Origin of the sequence: Paenibacillus sp. IHBB 3054 (assembly GCF_051594305.1) — a bacterium.
GTDB lineage: Bacteria > Bacillota > Bacilli > Paenibacillales > Paenibacillaceae > Paenibacillus_AQ.
Genome location: NZ_JBOFBG010000090.1, coordinates 1 through 2079 on the forward strand (window position 1 = coordinate 1; position 2079 = coordinate 2079).

1 protein-coding gene is annotated in these 2079 nt (G+C 50.2%); it reads right to left on the reverse strand.

Features of this window, described 5'->3' with window-relative positions; translation table 11 throughout:
• Positions 1-77: 77 nt before the first annotated feature.
• A complete protein-coding gene (gene ltrA, locus ACQ76X_RS35720; RefSeq protein ID WP_438498637.1) occupies positions 78-1247 on the reverse strand; it encodes a group II intron reverse transcriptase/maturase in 1170 nt (389 codons plus the stop codon).
• Positions 1248-2079 lie beyond the last annotated feature (832 nt).

Below are 2079 nucleotides of genomic sequence, written 5' to 3' on the forward strand. Positions count from 1 at the left end.
GCTTTCCTTCGTCAGTTCCCCATCTTCAGGAGTGAGTTTCCTTCATCCGTCACCGGATTGCCTATTTCCCTCCTGAATTAGGAACGTGTGGTGAGTAAACCTGTTAGAAATACCATACCTGCCGATTCCAATACCTTGTTCGGAATCAACAGATTTGAAACCGTTGACTTCTTTTGGCGCATGTAGGCTCGCACCCTCATGCGCGTCCATTGGTCTAGCCGCCCAAACTTCTTCTTTACATTCCCTATGCCGAAATAATTTCCAAATCCTAGGACGATTTCATTCAGCTTCTTTAACATCTCTTCCAGGTTCTTTCCTTGCTGTCTGCGCGTGACCTTCCGAATCTTATCCTTGAACTTCTTTACCTTTGCTTCCGGTACGAGCAAATAATCCTTCCAATGATCAAATCCTAAAAATCGGAATCCTTCGTCAAAGTGGACGACTTTCGTTTTCTCCGGGTGCATTCGTAAATGCAGTTCCTCTTCCAGTATTCGTTTGGCCTCCCGGTACGCTGCCTCTGCTTGCTCCTTTGTCTTACAGAGGATTACTGCGTCGTCCGCGTACCTCACCACCGCAAACCCTTTTTCCTTCATGCCCCAGTCGAAGCTGTTCAAGTAAATGTTCGCCAGCAGCGGCGAGATCACCCCGCCCTGCGGAGACCCGATCTCCGTTTCATGGAACTGATCATCTTCCATGACTCCCGCCGTCAGCCATCCGCGAATGAGCGTCAGTACTTTTCCGTCGGTGATTCTCTCGTGTACCTTCTTCATCAGGGATTCATGCGGAATCTCATCGAAGAAAGACACAATGTCCAGGTCTACCACGTATTCATATCCGCTGCGTTTGGCACGCCGTATCGTCTTTATGGCTTGGTGCGCCGAGTATCCTGCTCGAAAGCCGAAACTGTACGTATAAAAATCTTGTTCGAAAATCGGCTCGATGATTTGCCGTACCGCTTGCTGACATACCCGATCTCGGATCGTGGGAATCCCTAACGGTCTGAGCTTCCCATTTTCCTTCTCGATATAATGCCGCCGTACCGGATCGGGTTTGTACCGTCCCTGTTGCAATAACCTTTGGAGTTCCCTTAGGTTCGTGCTCACGTTCTTCTCGTACATCCCGATGCTTACGCCATCGACTCCGCCGCTCCCCTGATTCTTCTTTACGGACAGCCACGCTTCATGCAGGTTATTCATCTCGTACACTTTATCAATAAGGGAATAGTATTGTCGTCGTTTCGATTTCATGTTGGTGTTTCACCACCTTTACCGCTACTCACCAAGCTGATCTTATTTTCGCTACAGAGCATCGATTCCTTGCTTGTTCCATCCGGGCAACTGCGTGTTAGAAAAAAAAAAAGATCAATCGCTTCTGCTGCCTTGGATGTACTCAGGTCGCCAGTTTGCCTCATCCCCAAGCGTTCTTTCGCTCTCGGCGGGACGCACCCTCTCGGTCAAACCCCAGCTGGTTTAAGACGTTTACGATCTCCACTCGCGAGAACTCACAGGCTTTGACGAAGCACGTCCCCTTCGCCTCTGTCTCTCCTCTTTTGGAGTGAGAGCAGGTTATGCGACACCACTTTTTTTTCCTCTGGCTAATTGCCTTCAAAAAAAAAAAAAATTTCCAGGCGCATACTCATCCGGGTTTTCTCCTCCAGTCTGTTACCAGCTCTCATTGGCCCAGATTTACTCGCTACTACGGAACGATCCGCCATCTCGCAACCCTTCGGCTTGGCTTTCCCTTTCGGTTATACCTCCCCTACCTTGTTCGCGTTTGCGCCAAGGAGACTACGAGACTTCCCTCAGTCATCTGCACCTTCTGTTCCATCCATCCTGACCCTAAACACGTCGATGAGTCTTGCAGGTCATCTCCCTTTATTTGTTTTCCCGCAAGCTATACCTCATGGTATAGGTTTCCCCGTTTTCTTGGCGGGTCACCCCGCATCGCCGCCACCTCTGGTTCACTGCATTCCGGGCTGGACTTTGCCTGCAGGCCCTTCGGATTCCCCCTCGCGAGAGACACCCTGCCCATCCGACAACGCTAGTTGCCGGATGTCTGCTTCGGCTACGGCACTTTAAA